At 72.7% G+C, this 16,905-nt stretch carries 15 protein-coding genes; 8 read left to right on the forward strand and 7 right to left on the reverse strand.

Annotation, left to right across the window (positions count from 1 at the left end):
- Positions 1 to 20: 20 nt before the first annotated feature.
- On the reverse strand, positions 21 to 1,367 hold the full coding sequence (locus OG802_RS13525) for a nicotinate phosphoribosyltransferase (RefSeq protein ID WP_329410412.1): 1,347 nt from the start codon (positions 1,365 to 1,367) through the stop codon (positions 21 to 23).
- A gap of 57 nt (positions 1,368 to 1,424) precedes the next feature.
- On the opposite strand from OG802_RS13525, the gene clpS reads away from it, so the two are divergent.
- The 4 genes from clpS (at position 1,425) to OG802_RS13545 (ending at position 4,777) form a co-directional block, all read left to right on the forward strand.
- On the forward strand, positions 1,425 to 1,742 hold the full coding sequence (gene clpS, locus OG802_RS13530) for an ATP-dependent Clp protease adapter ClpS (protein WP_190147340.1): 318 nt from the start codon (positions 1,425 to 1,427) through the stop codon (positions 1,740 to 1,742).
- 11 nt (positions 1,743 to 1,753) lie between these two features.
- Positions 1,754 to 2,362, forward strand: coding sequence for a DUF2017 domain-containing protein (locus tag OG802_RS13535; protein WP_329410417.1), 609 nt, complete (start codon positions 1,754 to 1,756; stop codon positions 2,360 to 2,362).
- Between the two features lie 320 nt (positions 2,363 to 2,682).
- Positions 2,683 to 4,116 (forward strand): amino acid permease, encoded by a 1,434-nt coding sequence (locus OG802_RS13540; protein WP_329410419.1) that lies wholly within the window; start codon positions 2,683 to 2,685, stop codon positions 4,114 to 4,116.
- 238 nt (positions 4,117 to 4,354) lie between these two features.
- The gene (locus OG802_RS13545; RefSeq protein WP_329410421.1) at positions 4,355 to 4,777 is read left to right on the forward strand and encodes a M67 family metallopeptidase; all 423 of its coding nucleotides are present in this window, start codon (positions 4,355 to 4,357) and stop codon (positions 4,775 to 4,777) included.
- Between the two features lie 9 nt (positions 4,778 to 4,786).
- Here OG802_RS13545 and OG802_RS13550 read toward each other — a convergent pair whose 3' ends face one another.
- Together OG802_RS13550 and OG802_RS13555 are read right to left on the reverse strand one after the other, a co-directional pair.
- Positions 4,787 to 5,140: a hypothetical protein gene (locus OG802_RS13550; RefSeq protein ID WP_329410423.1), complete on the reverse strand. Its 354-nt coding sequence runs from the start codon at positions 5,138 to 5,140 to the stop codon at positions 4,787 to 4,789.
- Positions 5,141 to 5,271: 131 nt separating this feature from the next.
- Positions 5,272 to 7,623: an immune inhibitor A domain-containing protein gene (locus tag OG802_RS13555; RefSeq protein ID WP_329410425.1), complete on the reverse strand. Its 2,352-nt coding sequence runs from the start codon at positions 7,621 to 7,623 to the stop codon at positions 5,272 to 5,274.
- A gap of 373 nt (positions 7,624 to 7,996) precedes the next feature.
- On the opposite strand from OG802_RS13555, the gene OG802_RS13560 reads away from it, so the two are divergent.
- On the forward strand, positions 7,997 to 8,401 hold the full coding sequence (locus OG802_RS13560; RefSeq protein WP_329417647.1) for a hypothetical protein: 405 nt from the start codon (positions 7,997 to 7,999) through the stop codon (positions 8,399 to 8,401).
- A 136-nt stretch (positions 8,402 to 8,537) separates the two neighbouring features.
- Here the strand turns inward: OG802_RS13560 and OG802_RS13565 are convergent, their stop codons facing one another.
- Together OG802_RS13565 and OG802_RS13570 are read right to left on the reverse strand one after the other, a co-directional pair.
- Positions 8,538 to 9,314 carry an RDD family protein gene (locus tag OG802_RS13565; protein ID WP_329410427.1) on the reverse strand — a complete coding sequence of 259 codons (777 nt, stop codon included), beginning with the start codon at positions 9,312 to 9,314 and terminating at the stop codon, positions 8,538 to 8,540.
- 71 nt (positions 9,315 to 9,385) lie between these two features.
- On the reverse strand, positions 9,386 to 10,945 hold the full coding sequence (locus OG802_RS13570; RefSeq protein WP_329410429.1) for an RDD family protein: 1,560 nt from the start codon (positions 10,943 to 10,945) through the stop codon (positions 9,386 to 9,388).
- Between the two features lie 293 nt (positions 10,946 to 11,238).
- Here OG802_RS13570 and OG802_RS13575 point away from each other — a divergent pair, with 293 nt between their 5' ends.
- Complete coding sequence (locus OG802_RS13575) at positions 11,239 to 11,757, forward strand: SsgA family sporulation/cell division regulator (protein ID WP_329410431.1); 519 nt, start codon at positions 11,239 to 11,241, stop codon at positions 11,755 to 11,757.
- A gap of 344 nt (positions 11,758 to 12,101) precedes the next feature.
- Here OG802_RS13575 and OG802_RS13580 read toward each other — a convergent pair whose 3' ends face one another.
- On the reverse strand, positions 12,102 to 13,508 hold the full coding sequence (locus OG802_RS13580) for an FAD-binding oxidoreductase (protein WP_443055237.1): 1,407 nt from the start codon (positions 13,506 to 13,508) through the stop codon (positions 12,102 to 12,104).
- 92 nt (positions 13,509 to 13,600) lie between these two features.
- Here OG802_RS13580 and OG802_RS13585 point away from each other — a divergent pair, with 92 nt between their 5' ends.
- Positions 13,601 to 14,992, forward strand: a complete 1,392-nt coding sequence (locus tag OG802_RS13585) for a tetratricopeptide repeat protein (protein ID WP_329410435.1) — start codon at positions 13,601 to 13,603, stop codon at positions 14,990 to 14,992.
- A gap of 144 nt (positions 14,993 to 15,136) precedes the next feature.
- On the opposite strand, the gene hppD is transcribed toward OG802_RS13585, so the two are convergent.
- Positions 15,137 to 16,282: a 4-hydroxyphenylpyruvate dioxygenase gene (gene hppD / locus OG802_RS13590; protein ID WP_329410437.1), complete on the reverse strand. Its 1,146-nt coding sequence runs from the start codon at positions 16,280 to 16,282 to the stop codon at positions 15,137 to 15,139.
- A gap of 125 nt (positions 16,283 to 16,407) precedes the next feature.
- Here hppD and OG802_RS13595 point away from each other — a divergent pair, with 125 nt between their 5' ends.
- Positions 16,408 to 16,902: an Lrp/AsnC family transcriptional regulator gene (locus OG802_RS13595; RefSeq protein ID WP_329410439.1), complete on the forward strand. Its 495-nt coding sequence runs from the start codon at positions 16,408 to 16,410 to the stop codon at positions 16,900 to 16,902.
- Positions 16,903 to 16,905 lie beyond the last annotated feature (3 nt).

Raw genomic sequence — 16,905 nt, forward strand, 5'->3', positions numbered from 1 at the left:
GGCGCAGCTCCGGACAGGACCTAGCTACCCGACCGGTCGTGGACATACTCCGTGGGAATGACGGGTTCGCCGCGCGAGAGCTGGGTCGCGGACAGGGGCAGGCCGGCGCGGGCGGCCCGGTGCCGGTCGCGGACGGCGTCCAGGGGTTCGCGGGCGACGACGGAGCCGCCCTTGACGAGTTCGACGAGCAGCGGGCGGTCGGCGAGTTCGGCGGGCATGGCGCCGGTGCCGACGACCTCGGCCTCGGCGACGCCGTGGGCGTCCAGGCGGCGGGCCGCCCACTTGCGGCCGCCGACGGAGGTCTTGCCGCCGGAGGACTTCTTCGCCACGGGGACGAGGGGCGAGGCCGGGTCGTCGGACCCGGCGCGGGCGACGAGCTTGTAGACCATGGAGGCCGTCGGGTGGCCGGAGCCGGTGACCAGCTGGGTGCCGACGCCGTAGGCGTCCACGGGCGCGGCGGCGAGGGAGGCGATGGCGTACTCGTCGAGGTCGGAGGTGACGATGACGCGGGTGCCGGTCGCGCCGAGTTCGTCGAGCTGGCGGCGGACGCGGTGGGCGACGAGGAGGAGGTCGCCGGAGTCGATGCGGACGGCGCCCAGTTCGGGGCCGGCCACCTCGACGGCGAGCCGGACGGCCTCGGTGACGTCGTAGGTGTCCACGAGGAGGGTGGTGCCCCGGCCGAGGGAGTCGACCTGGGCGCGGAAGGCGTCCCGCTCGCTGTCGTGGAGGAGGGTGAAGGCGTGGGCGCTGGTGCCGACGGTGGGGATGCCGTAGCGGAAGCCGGCGGCCAGGTCGGAGGTGGTGGCGAAGCCGCCGATGTAGGCGGCGCGGGAGGCGGCGACCGCGGCGAGTTCGTGGGTGCGGCGGGCGCCCATCTCGATGAGGGGGCGGTCGCCCGCGGCGGAGGACATGCGGGAGGCGGCGGCGGCGATGGCGGAGTCGTGGTTGAGGATGGAGAGGATCACGGTCTCCAGCAGGACGCACTCGGCGAAGGTGCCCTCGACGCGCAGGATCGGCGAGCCGGGGAAGTACACCTCGCCCTCGGGGTAGCCCCAGATGTCGCCCGAGAAGCGGTACCGGGCGAGCCGGTCCAGGGTCTCGTCGTCGACGATGGCGCGCTCGCGCAGGAAGCGCAGGACGTCGGTGTCGAAGCGGAAGTTCTCCACGGCGTCCAGGACCCGCCCGGTGCCGGCGACGACGCCGTAGCGCCGGCCTTCGGGGAGGCGCCGGGTGAAGACCTCGAACACGCTGCGCCGTTCGGCGGTGCCCGCCTTCAGCGCGGCTTGCAGCATCGTCAGCTCGTACTGGTCGGTGAAGAGCGCCGTGGACGGAACTTCCACCGGCAGCCCAAGGTCCGCTGTGTTCATGGCAGGGGATGCTACCCCCTTTTCGTCGGTGTGACGATTTCAGTGCGCCGTGGCAGCATGGACGGTGTGACGTCACCCGCTCCCCTTGAGACCGAACGCACCGAGCCGGCGGAGGAGGTCTTCGCCGTTCCCGAGCCGGACGTCCCCTGGGTCACGATCGTCCACAACGATCCGGTCAACCTCATGAGCTACGTGACGTACGTCTTCCAGACGTACTTCGGGTACTCCAAGGACAAGGCCACCAAGCTCATGATGGACGTCCACCACAAGGGCCGGGCGGTCGTCTCCAGCGGCTCGCGCGAGGAGATGGAACGCGACGTGCAGGCCATGCACGGCTACGGCCTGTGGGCCACGTTGCAGCAGGACCGGAAGTAGCCTGCCCTCCTATGCCTGGACACTTCGAACCGCTCCCCGGCGGCGGCGCGGCCGTCGCGCTCGACGACGTCGAGATCTCCATCATCCGGTCGCTGGCCGTGCAGCTCCTGGAGCTGATCGGGCCCGGCCCGGCCGAGGACGCCTCCGACGACCCGCTCGCCGAGCTCTTCGCCGAAGGGCCGAGCGAGCCGCCCGCCGACCCGGTGCTCAGAAGGCTCTTCCCGGACGCGTACACGGACCCCGAGGGCGCGAAGGGCGCGCGGGGCGCCGACGAGCAGAAGGCGCACTCGGCCGAGTTCCGCCGGTACACGGAGAACGACCTGCGGGCCGGCAAGCGCGACAACGCCCTCACGGTGGTCCGCTCGCTGGACGCGCTGGCGGCGGAGGCGGCCGACGCGGGCGGGGCGGTGCTGAAGCTGTCGCCGCAGGAGTCGCAGGCCTGGCTGCGCGCGCTGAACGATCTGCGGCTCGCGATCGGCTCCCGGCTGGAGATCACCGACGAGGACGACACCGACCTTCTCTACCGGCTGCCCGACGAGGACCCGCGCAAGCCGATGGTGATGGCGTACCTGTGGCTGGGCGGGCTCCAGGAGACCCTGGTGACGACCCTTATGCCGTAGTTCGTCCGCACTTTTGTTCGCTCAGAGGACGCTCAAATCCGGATAACGATCGCATTACCGCGGCGGCCGGGAGTGTCCTCTTTGTGTCTCGTTCATCCGCTTCTTCTTGTGTCCTGCGCCACAGGCCTGCCGGGTGACCGATATTGCGGGCGTGATAAATCTTCACGACCGCCCGGCGAACACCACCCGTATGTTCGGCCGGGTGCGCCACCGAGCCGGTTGATCGCCGGCCAGGCACCGCTCCATCAATCCGGGGGGATCGAAACCCGATCCGGGACCGACGAGAGGCCCGGTTCGGCATGGAGAAAGGCGCACCACACATGACCTCTGAGAAGGTCACTGACACCGCTGTCACTGACACTCCCGAAGAGGGATACGAACGCGGACTCGGCAGCCGCCAGGTCCAGATGATCGCCATCGGCGGCGCCATCGGCGTCGGGCTCTTCCTGGGCGCCGGGGCGAACATCGCCAAGGCCGGTCCCAGTCTCATCCTGATGTACGCCCTCGCGGGCGGGATCATCTTCTTCATCATGCGGGCGCTGGGCGAGCTGCTGCTCTACCGCCCGGTCTCGGGCTCCTTCGCGGAGTACTCGCGCGAGTTCCTCGGCCCGTTCTTCGGCTACTTCACCGGCTGGACCTACTGGCTGATGTGGGTCGTCACCGGCATGGCCGAGCTGACGGCCGCCGCGATCTACGTCAACTACTGGTTCCCGGCCGTCCCGCAGTGGGTGACCGCGCTGGTGTTCCTGGTGATCCTGTTCGGGGTCAACCTGATCTCCGTGAAGCTCTTCGGCGAGCTGGAGTTCTGGTTCTCGATGGTGAAGGTCACCGCGCTCATCGGCATGATCGTCATCGGCCTCGGCGTCCTCACCTTCGGCTTCAGCAGCGCCGGCGACACGGCCGCGGTCTCCAACCTGTGGGCCTTCGACGGCTTCTTCCCCAAGGGCGTCGGCTCGTCCCTGATGACCCTGCAGGGCGTCATGTTCGCCTACCTCGCGGTCGAGCTGGTCGGCGTCACGGCGGGCGAGTCGCAGAACCCCGAGAAGACGCTCCCGAAGGCGATCAACACGCTGCCCTGGCGCATCGCGCTGTTCTACGTCGGCGCGCTGACCGTCATCCTGTGCGTGGTGAAGTGGACCGAGTTCGCGCCGGGCGTCTCGCCGTTCGTCGAGGCGTTCGCGAAGATCGGCATCCCGGCGGGTGCCGGCATCGTCAACTTCGTCGTGCTGACCGCGGCCCTGTCCTCGTGCAACTCGGGCATGTACTCCACCGGCCGCATGCTGCGCAACCTCGCCGACAGCGGCGAGGCCCCGGCGGCCTTCCGCAAGCTGTCGTCGACGAAGACGCCGGCCCTCGGCATCACGGTGTCCATGCTGTTCATGGGCATCGGCGTGGTCCTGAACTACGTCGTCCCGGAGAAGGCCTTCGGCTACGTCACCTCGGTGGCCACCGCGGCCGGCATCTGGACCTGGCTGATGATCCTGATCAGCCACGTGCTGTACCGCCGCGCGGTCGTCGCGGGCCGGCTGCCCGCGTCCAGCTTCCCGGCGCCGGGCGGCTCCGCGTTCAGCTGGGTGGCCATCGTGTTCCTGCTCTTCGTCACCGGCCTGATCGCCTACGACGCCGACTCGCGCGTGTGCCTGTACGTGATGGCGGGCTGGGCCGCCGCCCTCGGCGTCGGCTGGGCGGTCCTCAAGAGCCGCAACCCGCAGATCACCGACCGGCGCGAGCCGGAGCTCGAGAAGGTCGGCTGACCGGACGCGGGCCGTCCCCGGGAGGGCCGGCCGCAGGGAGCACTCGTGGCGCCCCCTGCGGCAGCCGCCCAGGACGCCCGCGAGCGGGCCGCCGCGCACCGTCCACCGGTGCGCGACGGCCCGCTCGCCGTTTTCCGCACGGCCCGCCGGCCGCCCGGCGCACGCCCGCCGACCGCCCGCCGTACGGCTGCCGGGACGCCACCGCGCGGCTCCGGGCCGGTTGCCTATCCTGGCGACCATGCTGACCATCACCCGGGCCCTGCACGACCAGATCGTCGCCCATGCCCGCAAGGACCACCCCGACGAGGCCTGCGGCGTCGTCGCGGGGCCGGCGGGCACGGACCGCCCCGAGCGCTTCGTCCCGATGCTGAACGCGGCCATGTCCCCCACGTTCTACGAGTTCGACTCGGGCGACCTGCTCAAGCTCTACCGCGAGATGGACGACCGCGACGAGGAGCCCGTGGTCGTCTACCACTCCCACACGGCGACGGAGGCGTACCCGTCCCGCACGGACATCTCCTACGCGAACGAGCCGGGCGCGCACTACGTCCTGGTCTCCACCGCCGACGCCGACGGCCTGGGCGAGTTCCAGTTCCGCTCGTTCCGCATCCTGGACGGCGTGGTCACCGAGGAGGACGTGCGCGTCGTCGAGGCGTACTGAGCGGCGGCCCTACGCGGCCGCGCTCCCCAGCAGGGACCGGATGGGGCGCCACAGCTCCGGCCCGGCCGTGACGCCGGCCGGGACGCCGCCGCCCGGCGGGGTGCGCCATATCAGGCCGTCGGGATGGTGCAGGACCGCCGTGATCTCGTCCGGGGTCGGCGGAGCGGCGTTGCCGCGCAGGTAGACGGCGCGCAGGCCCAGGTTGCGCAGCCTGGTCAGGGCGCGCGCCCGGTTGCGGGCGTGGACGAGGACGCGGACGTCCGGAACGGGCCCCGGGAGGCCCTCCCGGGCCGGGGGGCGGGGCAGGTTCAGCGCCACCACCACCATGCCGTCGGGCAGCTTGCAGAAGCCTCCTGCGGCCATGCGGTCACACCCCCGTGTGCGTCGGTGTCGAGGTCGGTGTCAATAAGAAGAGCACAGGAGGCACCTAAACACGATCGGCGGCAACCCGCCAGGGGTTGCCGCCGATACGCGTCTGACCTGCTAGAACTCGGCTACTTAGCCGCGGGGCCGACCTTCACCTTGATCGTGGAGCCGTTCTTCGGCTCGCTGACGATCTTGATCGAGGTGTTGGTGTCAGTGATCTTGACACCGGCCAGCGGGGTCGAGGCGTCGTAGTACGTCGACTTGCGGTCGTCGAAGACCGAGACGCCCGGACGGGACTTGATCTTGACCGCGACGTCCGCCTTGTGCAGCGTGATCGCGTCCGTCCGGAAGGTGCTGAAGGTCGAGTCGAAGCTCTGCAGACGGGCGTTCATCACGGTGCCGTCGGCCCACTTCAGCGGGGTCGGGTGCGAGTCCACCGGGAGGATCTGGCCCTCACCCGGGTGCGCGGTGGTGTTGTTGTCCATCTGGGAGGTGTCCCACTTCCAGATCAACAGGCCGTTCTGGTACGCGTAGTGCTCCACCCAGTCCGGACGGGTCTTCGTGAAGCCGAAGTTGTACGGGCCGACCTGGAGGGTCTTGTCGTACGACACGTACTGGCGGTTCTCGGCGATGTAGTACTGCGCGTAGTCGTCGCTGATGGACGCGCCGATGCGCGAGAAGCCGTTCGCCTTCCAGGCCGGGTCGGCGCTCTCCGCGTTGTCGGAGAAGAGCGCGGCGCCGTCGGCCGTCACCTTGATCTCGTCGGCCGTGAAGCCCTTCTGGGCCACGCCGCCGTCGGTGGCGTAGCGGAAGCGCAGGCTGATCTTCTTGCCGGCGTAGGCGTCCAGCGGGAACGTCAGCTTCTGGTACGAGGCGACCGTACCGGTCAGCGCGGGCTTGCCGCTGCCGTCACGCGGGATGGCGGTGCCGTCGGCCAGCGTGCCGTCCACGGGCGTGTAGTTGGCGCCGCCGTCCGTGGAGACCTCCACGTACGCGTAGTCGTAGTCCTGCTCGGCGTCCCACCAGGCGTCCATCGTCAGGGCGGCGGAGGACTTGCCGGTCAGGTCGACGTCACGGGTGAGCGTGTTGCGCAGGTCGTTGCCGCTGCCGCTCCACCACTGCGTGGCGCCCTCGGCCGGGGCGACCACCTCGGTGGTCACCTTCTTCTCCGGCAGCTGGACCACGAGCGCCTGGGCGTTCTTGGTGTTGTACTCCGCGACGCCCAGCGTGTGGCTGGACTTGCGGCCCGCCGCGGCGACGTCGTAGTCGAGCCAGCCCAGCTGGAGCTTGTCCCAGGCGTTCATGTCGCCGGGCAGGTCGCCGATGGCCTTGCGGCCGGTGCCCAGCCAGGAACCGGAGGACATCAGCGTCCAGAAACCGGTGGAGTTCTCACCGGTGTTGGAGGTGTCGTACTCGTCCGGCAGGCCGAGGTCGTGGCCGTACTCGTGCGCGTAGACGCCGAGTCCGCCGTTCTCCGGCTGGATGGTGTAGTCGCCGACCCAGACGCCGGTGTCGCCGACCTGGGTGCCGCCGAGCTTGTTGGTGTCCGGGCCGGTGGCGCCGGCGTCGGTGCCGAAGGCGTACCAGCGGTGGGCCCAGATGGCGTCCTCGCCCTGTGCGCCGCCGCCCGCGGACTCGTCCTCGCCGGCGTGCACGATCTGGAAGTGGTCGATGTAGCCGTCGGGCTCGTTGAAGTTGCCGTCGCCGTCGTAGTCGTAGCGGTCCCACTGGTCGAAGGTGGCCAGCTCCGCCTTGATCTGCGCCGGGGTGGCGCCGGCCGCCTTGCGCTGGGCGACCCAGGCGTTGACGCCGTCCTGCACCGCGTACCAGGCGCCGGTGGAGGCCTTGTTGGAGCCGTAACGGGCCTCGTTGTACGGGACCTTGACCCAGTCGGTGACCTCGCCCTCGACCGAGTAGCGGCCCGAGGACTGCTTCTCGTAGTACTTCTTCAGCGACTCGGTGTTCTTGCCGGTGCCGAAGTACAGGTCCTGGAAGTGCTTCTGGTTGTAGTCCGCCTGCCAGGCCGTGGAGTTGTCCTTGGTCCGGTCGGGCGCGGCTATCCGGTTGTGCAGCGGGCCGGCCGTGCCGCCGTAGCGGGCGTCGACCTGGTCACCGAACTCGACCAGGATCGTGAAGATCTTGTCGGTCTTCTCGCGACTCAGCTCGACGTACTTGCTGCTGCCCTTGCGGCTCTTGAGCTGGACGACCTTGGACCCGTTGCGGTCCTTGACCGTCGCCTTGCCCGATATGACCTGCTTGAGGGCTTCCTCGCGCTGGGCGTCCTGCGTCTTGCTGAGCGGTCCGTCGAAGTCGTGCTCCTTGGCCTTCGCCGGCTGCGGGTCACGGCGGTCGACCGCCGGGGCCTTCGCCGCGCCGTTCTCGGCGGCCTGCGCCACGGCGAACGTGGTGTACGTCGCCGAGGCCGCGGCCAGGGCGACGACGGTCGCGACCGTCCGATACGTCCAGGATCTACTGCTCACTTGATGTCCTCCCACGCACGCGCCCGTGCGCGCGGAAAGGGGGGATCCCTGTCAAGGAAGGTCCGCGCGCTGTTATACGCGTGTAGTCAAGTGACGCCATTTGACTACTGGTTTGCGAGAAAAGACAGACCTTGACTTGGACAAGTCAAATGCATTATCGGGAGCCCGTGTTCGCATTGCGGACATATGGCGGAAACATGACGGACCATGAGGGCGATGACGGGCGCGTGGGCCGTCCACCTGCTGGACGTCATGACTCCGTGCGCCCCCTGTGCACCGGCACCGTGGGTTAGGTCACGCTTACCGCTCGTTCCGCTCGGGCATGCAGGCGAATAGAGTCCGGACCGCCCCCGCTTCCGAGGACACGATTGCCATGCCTCGTCCGACCGCCGCACAGCTCACGTACGGTTCCTGCACCGTCATCTTCTCGACGCTCGCCATGCTGCTGCTGTCACAGACGAGTTCGGGTCCCGGGATCGCCGTCGTCGCCGTCGCCGCGGTCGCGCTCGGCGTCCTCGTCGCCATGACGGTGCCGACGCCGAAGCCGTCGAGGACCGTCGCCCGTTCCGCGAAGAGCGCGAGCACGCCCGCGGGCGCGTCCGCCGCCACGAGTGCGGCGGCGAGCCGGCCGCAGGCCGTCGGCGTCCCCCTCACCGTTCCCGCGCACGCGCCCGTGCCCGCGCACTCGCCCGTGCAGGCACATCCGCCCGTCCAGGCGCCCGTGCCGGCCTCGGTCGCCTCGGCGTCCGAGCCCGTCCGCGAGCGCACGGCTTCCTGAACCCCGGTTACACGGACACCCGCGTGCGGACGCCGGACGGCCCGCACTCCCCCCGTCGGGGGTGTGCGGGCCGTCGGCGTGCGCGGCGGGCCGGGCGGGGTGTCGGCGTGCGCGGCGGGCCGGGCCGGGCGGGTCGTCAGCCGGTGCTGACGACCACCGTCTTGGCCGCCTTGTCGTGCAGGCCCTGCTTGTACGGCTTGTCGAAGTAGCTCCAGCCGCCGCAGACCGCCGTCCACAGACAGGCGCAGCAGAACGCGAACGGCACCCACAGCACCAGCGCGCGGATGAGCGACGTCTGCACGGAGGGCGTCGAGCCGTCGTCGAGGTCGGCCACCCGCAGGCCCAGCCACTTCTTGCCCAGCGTCCGGCCCGACCTCGTGGTCAGGACCGTGTCGTAGGCGACGTACAGGATCACCGCGACGAGTTCGCGGCCGAAGGTCTTGCCGAACTCGATCTTGTCCGCGTTCATCGTGTACTGCGCGACCCCGAAGGCCCACGCCAGCAGCGTCACCACGATGAAGACGAGGACCATGTCGATGATCCGGGCGAGCGTGCGCCGGCCGCTGTCGGCGAGCGGCGGCATCCCGGCGAGCGGGTCGGCCGGACGGCCCCCGTAGGGGTCACCGCCGTAGGGATCGCCGCCGTAGGGGCCGCCCCCGTACGGGCCCCCGCCGTGGGGGTCACCCCCGTAGGGGCCGCCCGCGGACGGGCCGCCCGGGGGCGGGGGCTGCCCCGCGCCCGCGCCGTACGGCCCTTGCGGGCCCTGGGGCTCCTGCGGCCCCTGAGGGCCGCCTCGGGGCCCCTGGGGCGGGTCGTACGGCGAGCCCTGCGGGGACTGGGGGGGCCGTTTTCTGAACGGGTCGTCCTCCGGCGGCTCGCCGCCGCCGGAGCCGGGGGGCGGTTCGGTGGTCATGCCCCCGAGTCGACCCCGAACCCCCGCGCTCCGCATCCGGCGAGCGGCCGTACGGGGTACCGGACGTGCGGTCAGCCCGCGACGAACGTGTGCGCCGCCTTGTCGTGCCAGCACTGGCGCCACGGCTTGTCGAACAGGCCCCAGACGACGCCCACCACGCCGACGGCGAGCAGACCGGGGACGCTGTAGACGAGCCAGCGGCGCACGGCCGCCCCGTACGTCGGGGGCTCGCCGCCCTCGATGTCGCGCACGTCCAGACCGAGCAGCCTCTTGCCCAGCGTGCGGCCCCATTTCGCGGTCGGCAGCGCCTCGTACACGAGCCCGAAGACCAGCAGGACGGCGAGAACGATCCCCAGGTAGACGGACGTGGTGCCGTCGATCAGCCAGACGGTCACCGTCTCCCCGCTCAGTCTGGCCGCGTCGATCTTCTCGTCGACGTGGTCGAGGGCCCGCACGCCGAGCGGCACGGCGGCCGCGCCGGTGACGGCCGCGAGCACGACGGTGTCGACGAGGCGGGCGGCCAGCCGCTTGCCGATCCCCGCGGGACGGGCCGACGCGTGACGCCGGGCCGCCGCCTGGAAGATGTCGTCCACCGGCGGCTTCCAGGGCGCGACGGGCCCCTCCTCGGCCCCCGCGAGCCGGTGCACCTGCTGCGCCCACGAGGGCTGCCCGCCACCGGGACCGGCGGGCGTGACCGGCGTGACCGGCTGCCGGGGGACGCCCGCGGCGGGCTGCTGCGGGACCGCCGGAGCGGCCGGCGCGGCCGGACCGTGAGCGGAGGCGGGAGCGGGGGCGGAGGCCGCTGCGGGGCCGGTCTGCGCGGGCCCGGCCTGCGGGGACGCGGGCGCGGCCGCGGGCCGGTTCGCGGCCGCCTTGCCGGCGCCGAACCCCGGCGTCGCGGACGCGGCGCCGCCGGCCGCGGACGGGACCCGGCCGGGCGTCTGCGCGCCCGCCTGCTCCGGGAACGAGGAGGCGGACGCCGGGCCCTGCGCGCCCGGGGCGAGGGGCGCGGCGGGCGCGGCGTCCTGCCCGCCGGTGCGCGGGGCCGGCGCGCGGAAGGTGACGGTGCCCTCGTCGGGGACGAAGCCGGGGGTCCCGGACGGGGCCGGGGCCGCGCCGGGGCCCGGCGTCGGGCGGCGGAAGACGAACGTGCCGCCGGAGACCACGTCCCCGGCGCCCGCGCCGGCGGCGTCGTCCGGCTCCGCGGGCGGGATCGTCGCCATGCCGTCGGTGCTGGTCGAGCGGCCCTCGGGCGGCGCCGGGGCGGGCGCGGGGGTGCGCGGGTCGGCGCCCTGCGGAGCGCCCCAGGAGACGCGGCGGTCCTGGTCGCCGCCGAAGCCGGACTGGTGGGCGCGGTCGGCGCCCCAGGCGGAGGCCGGTTCGGAGCGGCCGGTGTGGGGGGCGGCCGGGGCGGGGTCCTCGTCGAAGAAGTGCGGGCCGGTCTCCTCGACGGCGGGCACCGGGCCGCCGGAGGGGGGTGTGAGCGGCCGGCCGTCCGAGGGTGCGGGCCGGCTGGTGCCCGGTACCCAGGAGGCACCGTTCCAGTACCGGACGTATCCAGGGATGGAGGGGTCCGGGTAGTACCCCTCGCGGGGCCTGTCGTCGCCGGGGGCCGGGGTTGGGGCGCTCATGTCCGTCGTCCCGTATCTGCTCGGGGGTGGGATGGGGGGACCACATTTATCAGACGCGCGCGTGAGCCAGGGCGGCTCTGGCCATACGGCCACCTTTCCGGGCAACCCCGTGCACGCTCTTCACACGTGCGGAACCGCCCGGCGGGGCCCGGCGCGCACGGTCGCCGGAAAAGTTCTCCGAACCCGCGTAATGGTCGCCGGGTCACGCCCTCTCCACTCGTACGGGCCCGTCCGAGGCCAGCCGCGCGGGGGGCCGGGGCCCGTCACGGGTTCCGCACCGAGAGGAGAACGTCATGCATCACACCGTCGTGGAGCGCGAGCTGGAGCTGAGGCTCATCCTGTCGCCCGAGCGCGGCATCCCCGTCCCGGCCAGGCTCGGCTACCGCAGCGACGACCCGTTCGCCGTCCATGTCACCTTCCACATCGACTCGCAGACGCCGGTGGCCTGGACGTTCGCCCGCGAGCTGCTCGTGGAGGGGGTGTTCCGGCCGTGCGGGCACGGGGACGTGCGGGTGTGGCCGACGAAGGCGGAGGGCCGCGCCGTCGTGCTGATGGCGCTCAGCTCGCCCGACGGCGACGCCCTGCTGGAGGCGCCCGCGGCCCCGGTCTCGGCCTGGCTGGAGCGGACCCTGCGGGCGGTGCCGCCCGGCTCCGAGGGCGCGCAGCTCGGCATCGACGACGCCCTGGCCGAACTGCTCGCCCCCTCCCCCAGGCTGTCGGCGTCACTGGAGCAGGGAGGAGCGGCCCCGGCGGACGACGCGTGGCTGCGCGACCCGTGGCCGGGCGACGAGCCGGGGGACGCGAGTGAGTGACCGCCGCCCGCGCCCGCGCCCGCGACGGCGGCGGAGCCGGGGGGCGTGGTGGGGCCCCGGGGACGCGGTACGACCAGGGCCGGGGACCCCGGCACGGCCGGAAGCCGGGGACCGCGGCGCGGCCGGCGGCCGGGGACCGACCGCAGCACGGCCGGGAGCCGGGGACCGACCGCAGCACGGCCGGGAGCCGGGGACCGAAGCGCGGCCGGCGGCCGGGGACCGACCGCGGTACGGCCGGGAGCCGCGGCGCGGCCAGGGGGCCGGGAGCCGCGGCGCGGCCGGGAGTCGGGGCGCGGCCGGGGGCCGTGGTGGGGCCCGGAGGCACGCTGGGCGCGCTGCGCGGGTCAGAAGAGTTTGCCGGGGTTGAGGATGCCCAGGGGGTCGAAGGCGGCCTTGACCGCGCGCTGCATCTCGAGGCCGACCGGGCCGATCTCGCGCGCCAGCCACTCCTTCTTCAGCACGCCCACGCCGTGTTCGCCGGTGATGGTGCCGCCGAGTTCCAGGCCGAGGCCCATGATCTCGTCGAAGGACTCGCGGGCGCGGCGGCGTTCGTCGGGGTCCGCCGCGTCGAAGCAGACCGTGGGGTGGGTGTTGCCGTCGCCGGCGTGGGCGACAACCCCGATGGTCAACCCGTGCTTCTCCGCGATGCGTTCGACGCCTTCGAGCATCTCGCCGAGCCGGGAGCGGGGCACGCACACGTCGTCGATCATCGTCGTGCCCTTGACGGCGTCCAGCGCGACGAGCGCCGAACGCCTCGCCTGGAGCAGGAGTTCGGACTCGGCGGCGTCCTCGGCGGGGACGACCTGCGTGGCGCCGGCCGCCTCGCACAGCGCGCCGACCGCGGCGAGGTCGGCGGCCGGGTCGGGGGTGTCGAAGGCGGCGAGGAGCAGCGCCTCGGTCGTGTCGGGCAGGCCCATGCGGGTCAGTTCGTTGACGGCCCGGACGGTGGTGCGGTCCATCAGTTCGAGGAGGGACGGCACGTGTCCGCCGGCCATGATCCGGCACACCGCGTCGCAGGCGGCGGCGCCGGACGCGAACTCGGCGGCGAGCGCCAGCTGCCGCGGCGGCCGCGGCCTCAGCGCCAGGATCGCCCGCACGACGACGCCCAGCGAGCCCTCGGAGCCGACGAACAGGCGGGTGAGGTCGTACCCGGCGACGCCCTTCGCGGTGCGGCGCCCGGTGGACATCAGCCGGCCGTCGGCGAGCACCACGTCGAGTCCGAGGACGTACTCGGCCGTCACCCCGTACTTGACGCAGCACAGGCCGCCGGACGCGGTGCCGATGTTGCCGCCGATCGTGCACGTCTCCCAGCTGGAGGGGTCGGGCGGGTAGTACAGGCCGTGTTCGCCCACGGCCCGGGACAGTGCCGCGTTGACGACGCCCGGTTCGACGACGGCGACGCGGTCGACCGGGTTGATCTCGATGACGCGGTCCATCCTCGTCAGGGACAGGACGATGCAGCCCTCGGTGGCGTTGGCGGCGCCGGACAGGCCGGTGCGGGCGCCCTGCGGCACGACCGGGACGCGCAGCGCGGTCGCCGTGCGCATGACGTGCTGGACCTCTTCGGCCGTGCGCGGCAGCACGACGACGGCCGGGGCGCCCGCGGGGCAGAAGCCCGCCATGTCGTGGGCGTAGGAGGCCGTGACGTCCGGGTCGGTGAGGACGGCGTCGGCGGGCAGGCCGGCCCGCAGACGGTCGGGGAGGCGGTCCGTCGTCTCGTCACGCGGCGCTTGCGAACGGCTCATGATCACAGGTTCGCACCCGGGGCCATCGGTGTGAACCCCGCCCGCCGGAGCCTTCGGCTGACGTCATACGGTCGTCGTACTGACGCACAGTGAGCGCCATGGAGAAGGTCTCTCGGTTTCGTCGGCGGCTGCTCGTGGGCTCGCTCGTGGGATGTCTCGCGCTGGGCGGCGGGGTGCTGCTGTGTCTGCCCGGCGAGGGTCCGGCCGGGCGGGCGCCCGTGGCCGCTCCCGGGGCGCAGGCGGGCACGGCGGTCCGTTCGGGGGCGCCGGCCGCGCTCGCGGACCTGGCGGAGCTGGTCGGCGAGCGGGAGAGCCGGGTGCGGGAGCACCCGCAGGACGCGCGGTCGTGGGCGGTGCTCGGCGCCGCCTATCTGGAGCAGGGCCGGCGCACCGCCGACGCGGCCGCGCTGTACCCGAAGGCCGAGCGGGCGCTGCGGACCTCGCTGAAGGCCCGTCCGAAGAACAACGCGGACGCCCTCGACGGGCTGGCCGCGCTCGCCAACGCGCGCCGTGACTTCCCCGCGGCGCTGGCCTGGGGCGAGGCCGCGCGCAAGGCGGCGCCGCGCCGCTGGACGACGTACGCGCAGCTCATCGACGCGTACACCGGGCTGGGCGACTACAAGAAGGCCGGCAAGGCCCTCGACCGGCTGACGGCCCTGCACTCGGGGCCCGTCGTGCGGGCGCGGGCGGCGGGCGTGTACTGGGACCGGGGCCGGCGCGAGGACGCGCAGGCGGCGCTGGCGGACGCGGCGGCGGGCGCCTCCTCCCCGGCGGAGCGGGCGGCCTGGCTGGAGCGGGGCGGGGAGCTGGCGTGGGAGCGGGGCGAGCGGGAGAACGCGCTGCGGCACTTCCAGGAGGCGGTGCGGACCGATCCGGACATGCGGGCCGCGCAGGCGGGGCAGGGCCGGGCGCTGGCGGCGCTGGGGCGGACGTCGGAGGCGCTGAGCGCGTACCGGACGGCGCTGGCGAGGCAGCCGTCGCCGCAGTACGCGCTGGAACTGGGCGAGCTGTACGAGTCGCTGGGGCTCGCTCAGGCGGCGCGGGTGCAGTACGACCTGCTGCGGGCGCGGGTGCGGGAGGAGGCGGCGGGCGGGGTGGACGGGGAGCTGGTCCTCGGCCGGTTCGAGGCGGACCACGGGGATCCGGCCGCGGCGGTGCGGCGGCTGCGGGCCGAGTGGCGCCGGCAGCCGGGGATCGCGGTGGCGGACGCGCTGGGCTGGGCGCTGCACCGGGCCGGGCGGGACCGGGAGGCCCTGGGGTTCGCCAGGACGGCCACCGACCGGGTGCACGGGGGCGCGGTGCGCAGCGCGCCGTACCTCTACCATCTGGCGGTGATCGAGCGGGATCTGGGCGCGGAGGGGCCGGCGCGGCGGCATCTGCGGGAGGCGTTGCAGATCAACCCGTACTTCTCGCCGCTGCTCGGGCCGGTGGCCCGGGCGGCGGCCGGGCAGCTGGGCGACGAGCCGGCCCCGGCGGACCTGCCGTCCTGAAGCGGTGGCCGGACGCCGGACGGCCCCGGCGACCTGCCGTCCCGAGGCGGCCGGACGTCGTCCGGCCCCGTCCGGGACCGTCCGGCGCCCGCCGACGTCCGCCGGCGCCGTTCGCTGCGAAGCCTCGGCTCCGGCGCCCTTCGCCTACAGGTTGCCGCGCTTGGCCTGTTCGCGCTCGATCGCCTCGAAGAGGGCCTTGAAGTTGCCCTTGCCGAAGCCCATCGAGCCGTGGCGTTCGATGATCTCGAAGAAGACGGTCGGCTTGTCCTGGACCGGCTTGGTGAAGATCTGGAGCAGGTAGCCGTCCTCGTCGCGGTCGACGAGGATCTTCAGCTCGCGCAGGGTCTCCACGGGGACGCGGGTCTCGCCGGCCCACTCGCCGAGGGTGTCGTAGTAGGAGTCGGGCGTGTCGAGGAACTGCACGCCGGCCGCGCGCATCGTGCGGACCGTCTGCACGATGTCGTTGCTGTTGAGCGCGATGTGCTGGACGCCCGCGCCGCCGTAGAACTCCAGGTACTCGTCGATCTGGGACTTCTTCTTGGCGACGGCCGGCTCGTTGATCGGGAATTTGACCTTCAGGGTCCCGTCGGCGACGACCTTCGACATCAGGGCGGAGTACTCGGTGGCGATGTCGTCGCCCACGAACTCCTTCATGTTGGTGAAGCCCATGACCTTGTTGTAGAAGCCGACCCACTCGTTCATCCGGCCGAGTTCGACGTTGCCGACGCAGTGGTCGACGGCCTGGAAGGTGCGGCGGGCCGGCGGCTCGACGATCGGGTCGGCGCTGACGAAGCCCGGGAGGTAGGGGCCGTCGTAGCCGGACCGCTCGACGAGGGTGTGGCGGGTGTCGCCGTAGGTGGCGATCGCGGCGAGGACGACGGTGCCGTGCTCGTCCTTCACCTCGTACGGCTCGGCGATCGAGCGCGCGCCGTGCTCGACGGCGTAGGCGTGGGCGGCGCGGGCGTCCGGGACCTCGATGGCGAGGTCGACGACGCCGTCGCCGTGCTCGGCCACGTGCCGCTCCAGGAAGTGGCCCCAGGGGGTCGCGGCCTTGATGACGGAGGTGAGGACGAAGCGGGCGGAGCCGTTGGTGAGCACGTACGAGGCGGTCTCGCGGCTGCCCGTCTCCGGTCCGGAGTAGGCGACCAGCGTCATGCCGAAGGCGGTGGAGTAGTAGTGCGCCGCCTGCTTGGCGTTGCCCACGGCGAAGACGACCGCGTCCATTCCCTTGACCGGGAAGGGGTCGGCCTGCCGGGCGGTGTCGGGAGTGTGGTGTGTGGTCTGCGTCATAGCCGAAGGGTCGCCCCGGTCGGCAAGGTGCGCAATAGTTCGCTCCATCGCTGCGCAAGGTGTTCAGCGGTACGGCGGTTTCGGCGGGCTTTCTGTACAGGATGACCATCAGGGAGGCGGGCGGTATGGCGATCGATCGTCTGGACGGCCGGATCATCGTGCTGCTGGCACGGGAGCCGCGGCTGGGGGTGCTGGAGATGTCCCGGCGGCTGGGGGTGGCGCGCGGGACCGCGCAGGCGCGGCTGGACCGGCTTCAGTCGAACGGAGTCATCCGGGGCTTCGGGCCGCAGGTCGATCCGGCGGCGCTCGGCTACCCGGTCACCGCGTTCGCCACGCTGGAGATCCGGCAGGGCCAAGGGGCCGACGTGCGGGCGCACTTGGACTCCGTGCCGGAGGTGCTGGAGCTGCACACCACGACCGGCAGCGGGGACATGCTGTGCCGGCTGGTGGCGCGCTCCAACGCCGATCTCCAGCGGGTCATCGACCGGGTCGTCGGCTTTGATGGCATCGTCCGGGCCTCCACCGCGATCGTGATGGAGAACCCCGTTCCGCTGCGGATCATCCCGCTGGTGGAGCAGGCCGCGGACGACCGCGAAGGGCCCGGCAGACCTGTGGGGTGAGCA

The sequence above is a fragment of the Streptomyces sp. NBC_00704 genome (assembly GCF_036226605.1).
In the GTDB taxonomy this organism is placed as follows: Bacteria; Actinomycetota; Actinomycetes; order Streptomycetales; family Streptomycetaceae; genus Streptomyces.

What these genes read in the sequence shown, in the direction of transcription:
- OG802_RS13525 (WP_329410412.1), bottom strand. Translation starts at nt 1,367, where the DNA reads ATGAACACAGCGGACCTTGGGCTGCCGGTGGAAGTTCCGTCCACGGCG.
- clpS (WP_190147340.1), top strand. Translation starts at nt 1,425, where the DNA reads ATGGACGGTGTGACGTCACCCGCTCCCCTTGAGACCGAACGCACCGAG.
- OG802_RS13535 (WP_329410417.1), top strand. Translation starts at nt 1,754, where the DNA reads ATGCCTGGACACTTCGAACCGCTCCCCGGCGGCGGCGCGGCCGTCGCG.
- OG802_RS13540 (WP_329410419.1), top strand. Translation starts at nt 2,683, where the DNA reads ATGACCTCTGAGAAGGTCACTGACACCGCTGTCACTGACACTCCCGAA.
- OG802_RS13545 (WP_329410421.1), top strand. Translation starts at nt 4,355, where the DNA reads ATGCTGACCATCACCCGGGCCCTGCACGACCAGATCGTCGCCCATGCC.
- OG802_RS13550 (WP_329410423.1), bottom strand. Translation starts at nt 5,140, where the DNA reads ATGGCCGCAGGAGGCTTCTGCAAGCTGCCCGACGGCATGGTGGTGGTG.
- OG802_RS13560 (WP_329417647.1), top strand. Translation starts at nt 7,997, where the DNA reads ATGCCTCGTCCGACCGCCGCACAGCTCACGTACGGTTCCTGCACCGTC.
- OG802_RS13565 (WP_329410427.1), bottom strand. Translation starts at nt 9,314, where the DNA reads ATGACCACCGAACCGCCCCCCGGCTCCGGCGGCGGCGAGCCGCCGGAG.
- OG802_RS13570 (WP_329410429.1), bottom strand. Translation starts at nt 10,945, where the DNA reads ATGAGCGCCCCAACCCCGGCCCCCGGCGACGACAGGCCCCGCGAGGGG.
- OG802_RS13575 (WP_329410431.1), top strand. Translation starts at nt 11,239, where the DNA reads ATGCATCACACCGTCGTGGAGCGCGAGCTGGAGCTGAGGCTCATCCTG.
- OG802_RS13585 (WP_329410435.1), top strand. Translation starts at nt 13,601, where the DNA reads ATGGAGAAGGTCTCTCGGTTTCGTCGGCGGCTGCTCGTGGGCTCGCTC.
- hppD (WP_329410437.1), bottom strand. Translation starts at nt 16,282, where the DNA reads ATGACGCAGACCACACACCACACTCCCGACACCGCCCGGCAGGCCGAC.
- OG802_RS13595 (WP_329410439.1), top strand. Translation starts at nt 16,408, where the DNA reads ATGGCGATCGATCGTCTGGACGGCCGGATCATCGTGCTGCTGGCACGG.